Annotated in this window: 4 protein-coding genes; all 4 read right to left on the reverse strand. The window is 37.6% G+C overall.

Features of this window, described 5'->3' with window-relative positions:
• Nucleotides 1-782: hypothetical protein (locus ACY651_RS02690; protein WP_462249452.1), on the reverse strand; the 782-nt coding region annotated here is incomplete at its 3' end.
• A gap of 330 nt (nt 783-1,112) precedes the next feature.
• Nucleotides 1,113-2,006: a caspase family protein gene (locus ACY651_RS02695; protein WP_462249454.1), complete on the reverse strand. Its 894-nt coding sequence runs from the start codon at nt 2,004-2,006 to the stop codon at nt 1,113-1,115.
• 487 nt (nt 2,007-2,493) lie between these two features.
• Entirely contained in the window at nt 2,494-2,883 is a 390-nt protein-coding gene (locus tag ACY651_RS02700) for an RDD family protein (protein ID WP_462249456.1), read from the reverse strand.
• A 627-nt stretch (nt 2,884-3,510) separates the two neighbouring features.
• Nucleotides 3,511-3,858: T9SS type B sorting domain-containing protein (locus tag ACY651_RS02705; RefSeq protein WP_462249458.1), on the reverse strand; the 348-nt coding region annotated here is incomplete at its 5' end.

Raw genomic sequence — 3,858 nt, forward strand, 5'->3', positions numbered from 1 at the left:
CCCAGTAATTCTTTTTTTACTTCGGTATAAATTAGAGCATAAGGTGTGCCGCTTATGTTTAATTTAGAAAGTGGGTTAACTATTTGGCTGAATGTAAAGGCTTCGGCTTTTGCATAAGCGCCATCAGCTCTAATAGGATCATTTAGATATACCGCTTTAATAAAATCAAGTCTGCCGGTGGCATTAAACTTTACAGTATCCCTGCGCATGAGCGTAAGGTTTGCAGAAACGGCAGGTATCCAATACCAATCTATTTTTGCAGTATTGGAATCAGGATAACTATAAATTCTGTAAAAGGGTTCCCGTTCAGGCCCTCCAAGCCATCTTTCATAACTGGAATCTTTTTGCAGCTTGCCATTGGCCGCATAAAAAAACCAGGTAGTGTCGTACGAAGGCGGGGAAAAAACGTTAATGGCAGGCATAATGATGCGGTATGGAAATTTGCTGTTGCCAATATATTCAAGCCTGGTGGTAAAAGTATCTGTTACATAAAGCGGGTAAACTTTTATACCAACGGATGTAAGCCTTTTTTGTGCATCATAATAAAATGAAAAACTGCGTTCTTTATTGATACCGTAACCGGGATATAAACTCGTAAGCTCATCTAATTTACGTACCAGCGAAACAGTATCATTATTTACAGGTGGAGGTGGTGGTGTAATGATAATAGTATCAACCGCTGGTATATCCTGCGGCTTTGTGCAACCCGTGTTAATACTGTTTTGAAAGATGAGCAAAAATGTAAGGCTGATTAAAGGAATAATTTTGTATAAACGCATCATGGTTTGTTTTATTAGGGTACTTAATTAACTGAGTGTTGTTGCTTATATTTATTATAGTGTATATTTTATATACTGCTTGTTCGTCAACGAAGATAAATAAAACTACAAATTTTTCTTAGGGGCGAGGAATTAGCTTAACGATTGTTTTAAACAAAATTAAACAAATTATTTAAAAATTGAAATGAGGTAAGTGAGACTGCAGTTGTGAAAGCGTTTATTGTTGAACAATATTATGAGTGTTGGTGCCAGCAGGCTTACAAGTTATTTGTGTTGTTACGCTTTGCATATTGCATACGTTACAAAGTAACAACAGCAAAGCAGAGGAGTATATTAATATTGTACATTTTCCATGTAAATTTCAAAGCTGGCCATTTGCTGGCCGGGCTTACCGTTCCCGATATCATATGCTGCTGCTTTATTGGCCAGGCTGGCAGCTTTTTGTAACAATTGATGAAAGGGCAGGTATTTTTCACCCCTGGGTTCTTTAGCAATGGCAGCTGCTAAAGCTGCTGTAAAATTTTGCGTAAATAAACTGCCGTTTTTTAAATCGGTAACAGCAGCCTGTCCGGGCCTTGCTGCAGATACTATTATATCGATATAATTATCTTCAGCAGTAACCACTTTTTTGCTCAGCAATTTTTCTTTAGGCGACATTAAGTCTTCCACTACCTCCATGTTAAATTTGCTTGTGCTGTTGCGCTTATGAGTTATAACAGTGCTGCAACAATCGCCTATGGCAATATTAATTCTTCCGCCCCTGAGGCGGATGAGCTGCAGAATTTCATGCAGGTTTTTAGTATGTTTTCTTATAAAGCCCATCTCGTTGTATTCGGCAGTATCAGCAGGGTGTCGCATATCCAGCTGCGGAAATTTGCGGCTGCTGTCATCTGCATAGCAAAAACCATGGCCCGAATAATAAAATATGGTTACATCAATTTCCATCGAGTCCAGTTTTTTAATGGTGGCCATTAAATTTTCGCCAGTATAATTATCCCCCGAAATTTCTATTTCCACATATTTAAACTGGCTGTGTGCAGCAATCTTTTTAAAAACTTTCCTAACGTTTTTTACATCCTGTGCACAACCGGCAGCTAATTCCTTATCCTGTGTACTGGCCATAATAATAAGGATAAGTTTAGGCTCGTTAGCTATAAAGGCCTTTTGTTGTTCTTCCACAAAGTTTTCTAACAGTGCTGAAAAAGCTGCTGCAGTTTTTTTAGGCATGGCCTGTACAATTTATTTTTTATTGTTGTAACTAAGATACAAAAAAAACTTTGGTGTGCGCCTGTTGGGGAGATGCTATAAAATTATCAATTTATTTTTAGTGTGTTGTAAATGAGTGAAGTTGGATAGTGGGCTTCAGGCTGCCAGTGCCGGTTAAGTATAATTGAAGCGTACGCCGCTGGTTGAAAACCCATAAGTGTTCGGAAGATTTTTATCATTGCAAAAAATAATGCCACCCCTTCGGGGTTTTGGTATTTGAGAATCAATTGCCCTATAGTAATATCATCCCTTCGGGATTCTAAAGCCTGAAAGGCTGACATTAATATAGAGAATCGAAAAATTAGCAGTTAGATAACCCCGAAGGGGTGGCATTATTTACACTATAATGTAAACGTATTACACACCGGAGAAATCTTTCGAACACTTATGGTTGAAAACCAAATGGCGGCGATTGGGATTACCCAGTGAGGCGAAGGCGAAAACTGCGTTATAATTTAATCATTACACTACCTGAAACCAAGTCGTGAATTGCCCGTCTTTTTGGATTGGTATGAATTGTTAAAAACGAAACCCAACCCAAAAACATTTTAACCGGGTACCTGATAATTGCCTGAAATATATTGATACGTTTTGTTGAGTCCAAATTTTTTCTCACTCTAATTCCTTTTAAACAATTTCCTAAAGTAAAGCCAAGCGTCATACAAAGTGGTTCATAAGCAATAAAAAGTGCTGCAAACATTACTATGCGTACCCAATCTGGTACATTGTCAAACTTGTCCAATATGCTGGCGAAAACAAACATTAAAATAACAATTAAAATAGCGTCAATAAATGCTGATTGAATTCTGTCCGTTAGCTGTGGATATTTTTCTTGCATATTTTTTTTGTATTTTTTTAGAGAAAATGGGTTTAGTGGAATTGTGTTTGCAAAAGATATCTTCAAGGTTAATGCCTGAATAATTTTGTTGTCTCAAGCTAACTTAGAAGTTGTTTTTAGTTTGTTCAATAATAAAATTCCTGGTAGGTCATTAAAATTGATCAGTAGCTACAATGGAATAAAAATAATCTTTAGCGAACAAATTCAAAAATATTCTTTACAATGTGAAAGAGGAAATGCTTTTTTCGGTAATTGTATTCAGGCCCATTCGTTGTTGGTCAATAAGACACAACAACGGCGAGGAAGGGAGCGGAGATTGGTGCGGAATAGTTTCAGTCGACGAAAAAAAGTTATCGGTTTTAGCTTCACAATAATGTCCGCCATCGTTGTGTCTTTTTGACCAACGATGCATTGCAGCAAACGATGGTTGCGAAGAGGAAATGCTTTTTTCGTTAACAGGATTCAGGTGCGATTCGTTGTTGGGCAATAAGACGCAACAACGGCGAGGAAGGGAGGAAGATTGTGCGGAACATCAACAATGGCGAAGTGGGGTCTTCTACCACGAAACAAGGCATAGAATATCGTCTATTTTTGGGAATACTGGTTTATAATATAAAAAAGTTCAAACTAACGAATTAACAATACAGTACCTTTTCTATTTTCAACCGCTCCGCCTTCAAATTGATAAGTACATAACCATACATAAGTATTTGTATCGGTGTGCAGCCCCGGGGTTGCTCCATTCCATCCTTTTTGTAAGTCGGTTGTTTCAAATATTTTTTGCCCCCACCTGTTAAAAACAGAAAATTTATAGGAAACAACATTTCCGAAAAGTACAGGTTTACATACATCATTCTTTCCATTGTTATCCGGGGTAAATGCTGTTGGCATATAAAAACCCACTGGGCATAAAACCGGATCGATTACTACAGTAATGTTATTAGATGTAACTGTTGCCGGAGAAGCACAAACTGC

Origin of the sequence: Ferruginibacter sp., assembly GCF_031391665.1 — a bacterium.
GTDB lineage: Bacteria > Bacteroidota > Bacteroidia > Chitinophagales > Chitinophagaceae > Ferruginibacter.

Coding starts and splice junctions, on each gene's coding strand:
- ACY651_RS02695 (WP_462249454.1), bottom strand. CDS start 2,006: ATGCCTAAAAAAACTGCAGCAGCTTTTTCAGCACTGTTAGAAAACTTT.
- ACY651_RS02700 (WP_462249456.1), bottom strand. CDS start 2,883: ATGCAAGAAAAATATCCACAGCTAACGGACAGAATTCAATCAGCATTT.